This is a genomic window from Mesorhizobium sp. M2A.F.Ca.ET.039.01.1.1 (assembly GCF_003998035.1).
Lineage (GTDB): Bacteria > Pseudomonadota > Alphaproteobacteria > Rhizobiales > Rhizobiaceae > Mesorhizobium.
Genome location: NZ_RZRY01000661.1, coordinates 1 through 3,452, shown reverse-complemented (window position 1 = coordinate 3,452; position 3,452 = coordinate 1). Strand labels below are relative to the sequence as shown.

Sequence of the window (3,452 nt, the reverse complement as noted above, 5' to 3'; positions counted from 1 at the left end):
GCATCCTTTTGACCGGCCGACAGGAGAACAGCCAGCGGCCGGAATGGGAGAAATGACCGATGCTGTCGGTTGAGGCAGTCAGCAAGACATTCGGCGGCGTGCAGGCGTTGCGCAACGCCTCGCTGACCTGCGAGGCCGGCGAGATCCTCGGCCTCATCGGTCCGAACGGCGCAGGCAAGTCGACGCTCGTCAACGCCATCTCCGGCGTGCTCAAGCCGGACAGCGGCAGCGTGCGCCTGGCGGGCGAGGAGATCACTGGCCGCGGCCCGGAGCATTGCGCGCGGGCAGGGGTAGGCCGCACCTTCCAGACCATCAGGCTGTTCAAGGATCTGACCGTTCGCCAGAACGTCGAGGTCGCGCGTATCACCTGCCGCGCCGTACGCCCCGATGCCGCCAAGCAGATCGGCGTCGATCAGCTGCTGCAGCAATATGAGCTGGCAAGTTTCGCCGACAGTCCGGCCGGCACGCTGCCCTATGGCAGCCAGCGCCGGCTCGAGATCGCCCGCGCACTGGCGCTGGGGCCGTCGCTCCTTCTGCTCGATGAGCCGGCCGCCGGCCTCAACGAGGCCGAGTCGGAGACGCTGGCGATGGCGATCGAGGCCATTCGCCGCGATATCGGCTGCGCGACCATCGTCATCGATCACGATCTGCGCTTCATCAACCGGCTCTGCGACCGGCTGTGCGTGATGGACCAGGGACAGGTGATCGCCTCGGGCGAGACGGAAGATGTGTGGCGCGATCCGCGCGTCATCGAGGTCTATGTCGGGCAGTCGGAGACGGCCTGAGGGCCGGAAGAACAACCACAATGAGAGGAAGGAGGGGTAGAATGGAAAAGATTTTGCTGGGAGCAGCGGTGCTGACCGCTGGGCTGCTGCAGGCAGGGCATGCGGGCGCGGCGGATCTCAAGATCGGCCTTGCGGTCGCCATGACCGGCGCCTACGCGCCCTATAGCGAGGCGGAAGGCGCGCACTGCATGGCCGACAGGCTGAACAAGGCTGCGGGCGCCAACGAGCCCAAGGTCGAGCTGATGATCGAGGACAACCGGTCCGATCCGCAGCTTTCGGTCTCGCTCGGCCAGAAATTCCTCGATGCCGGCGCGCAGGTCATCACCGGCGTGCCGTTCCCGGATGCGCTGATCCCGATGGCGCAGACCGCTCAGCCCTATGGCGCCACCGTGTTCTCGGCGCCGAACACGCAGCTCGAAATGCAGCAGGCCGGGCTCGACAATTTCATCGCCGGGGCGGTGCCCGATCCGATCAACGCCTCAGCCACCGCCAACGCGCTTTACGGCAAGGGCGCGCGGACCGTGGCGCTGATGGTGTCGCCCGATGCCGGTTCCTACTCGGAGAAGCTGCCGGAGTGGTTCGGCGAGGTGTTCGAGCATCTCGGCGGCAAGGTGGTCGGCAAGTTCAACTATTCCTACGGCACCACCGACTGGTCGCCGCAGATCGCCTCGATCAAGGCGCTGCCGCAGAAGCCGGACGCCATCCATATCTGCGCCGTGCTGCCCGATGTCGGCATCCTGATCCGGCAATTGCGCGCCAACGGCTATGATGGCTGGGTGGCCGGCTGCGACGCTTTCGACGACAAGTCGCTGGAAGGCACCGTCGGCGATCCGAAGTCGCTGGAAAAGGTGATGTTCGCGACCCATGGCGCGACCGGCGTCGACGGCCCGATCGACAAATTCCTCGCCCAGTGCAAGGCCGATGGCTACAAGATCAACGGCATCTTCGACGCGCTCGGCGCCGACATGGTGCAGATCAGCTATGAAGCGGCGAAGAAGGCCGGCACCGTCGACCCCGCCGCCTTGCGCGAAGCGATCCGCGCTCCCGGCGGTTATCCGGGCACCACAGCGCCGACGATCTCCTTTGCCGAGAAGAAGGGCTATCCGGTGAAGGCCGTTCCGGTGATGGGCTTTGCCGACGGCAAGCGGGTGCTGATCACCGACACGCCGCCGACCTTCGTTCCGGCACTGAACTAAGCGGGGCGGGAGGACGTGCTAAAGGTCGAGAAGCTTGTCGTGCGCTATGGCGCCGTCATGGCGGTGCGCGAGCTGTCGTTGGAAGTCGGGCAGGGCGAGCTGGTCGCCCTGCTCGGACCCAACGGCGCCGGCAAGAGCTCGACCATCAACGCGCTGACCGGGCTGGTCACGCCGGCTTCGGGGCGTATCGTGCTTGACGGCAAGGACATCTCGCATGTCCGCACCGAGGACCGCATCCGCGCCGGCCTGACCTCGACGCCGGAAGGCCGGCACATCTTTGCCAATCTCAGCGTCGGCGAGAACCTGCGGCTGGGGGCGGCGACACGGCGCGACCCTGCCGGGGTGCGCCAGGACATCGAGCGGTTCCTGTCGCTGTTCCCGGTGCTTTCCGAGCGCTACGGCCAGGCGGCGGGCACGCTTTCGGGCGGCGAGCAGCAGATGCTGGCGATCGCCCGGTCGCTGATGTCGCGGCCGAAGCTGTTGCTGCTCGACGAGCCGTCGCTGGGGCTTGCGCCCAAAATCGTGGCGCGCATCTTCGATTTTATCGGTGAGCTCAAGGCGCAAGGGCTGACGCTGCTGGTGGTCGAGCAGAACGCCAGGCAGGCGCTGCGCTTTGCCGACCGCGTCTATGTCGTGAGCTCGGGCACGCTGCGCTATGACGGACCGCCGGCCAGGCTCGCCGACGAGCACGGCCTCTTCAACCTTTATATCGGCGGGTAGGCGGCGATGGATTACGCCTTGCAGCAACTCCTCAATGCGCTCGCCTTCGGCGCGGAATATTCGCTGGTGGCGCTGGGGCTCGCCGTCGTCTTCTCGATCATGGGGCTGGTCAATTTCGCGCATGGCGAGATCATCGGCGTCTCGGCCTACAGCGTGTTCCTGGCTGCCGCGCTCGGTCTGACCTCGCCCTTCGTCGCGGTGCTGCTCGCCGTCGGCATGGCGGCGCTAGCGGCGGTCGTGTTCGAGCGCTTTGCCTTCCGGCCGGTGCGCTACGCGCCGACCACGACCGGGCTGCTCACCGCCTTCGGTGTCTCGATCGTGGTGCAGAACCTTTTCATGCTTCTGATCTCTCCCAAGCCGCAGTCGGTCTCGGTCCTCAACGGCTTGAACCAGATGTGGTTCTTCGGGCCCTTCGCTGTCTCCTCGCTGCAGGTGATGGAGCTGATCGTGTCGGGTCTGACCATCCTGGCGCTGGTGCTCTTCCTCAACCGCTCGACGCTTGGCCTCGCCATCCGCGCCGCCTCGCGCGACTTCGCCACGGTGCGGCTGATGGGGATCAAGGCAAACCGAGTGATTGCCACGGCGTTTGCGATTTCCGGCGCGCTGGCGGGCATCGCCGCCGTCTTCATCCTGGCGCGGCGCGGCAGCGTCTCGCCTGATCTCGGCTTCGGCCTGGTGCTGAAGGCCTTCGTTGCCTGCGTCATCGGGGGCTTCGGCTCGCTGCCGGGTGCGGCGGTCGGCGGCATGGTGC

The 3,452-nt window shown here is 66.5% G+C and carries 4 protein-coding genes; all 4 read left to right on the top strand.

Annotation, left to right across the window (positions count from 1 at the left end; all coding sequences use genetic code 11):
• The first annotated feature begins 59 nt into the window (after positions 1-59).
• A complete protein-coding gene (locus tag EOA24_RS31355) occupies positions 60-785 on the top strand; it encodes an ABC transporter ATP-binding protein (RefSeq protein WP_126082011.1) in 726 nt (241 codons plus the stop codon).
• Positions 786-826: 41 nt separating this feature from the next.
• Positions 827-1,981 carry an ABC transporter substrate-binding protein gene (locus EOA24_RS31350; protein ID WP_189343101.1) on the top strand — a complete coding sequence of 385 codons (1,155 nt, stop codon included), beginning with the start codon at positions 827-829 and terminating at the stop codon, positions 1,979-1,981.
• Positions 1,982-1,996: 15 nt separating this feature from the next.
• Positions 1,997-2,701 (top strand): ABC transporter ATP-binding protein, encoded by a 705-nt coding sequence (locus EOA24_RS31345; protein WP_126082013.1) that lies wholly within the window; start codon positions 1,997-1,999, stop codon positions 2,699-2,701.
• 6 nt (positions 2,702-2,707) lie between these two features.
• Positions 2,708-3,452: branched-chain amino acid ABC transporter permease (locus EOA24_RS31340; protein ID WP_133374701.1), on the top strand; the 745-nt coding region annotated here is incomplete at its 3' end.

What these genes read in the sequence shown, in the direction of transcription:
- EOA24_RS31350 (WP_189343101.1), top strand. Translation starts at nt 827, where the DNA reads ATGGAAAAGATTTTGCTGGGAGCAGCGGTGCTGACCGCTGGGCTGCTG.
- EOA24_RS31355 (WP_126082011.1), top strand. Translation starts at nt 60, where the DNA reads ATGCTGTCGGTTGAGGCAGTCAGCAAGACATTCGGCGGCGTGCAGGCG.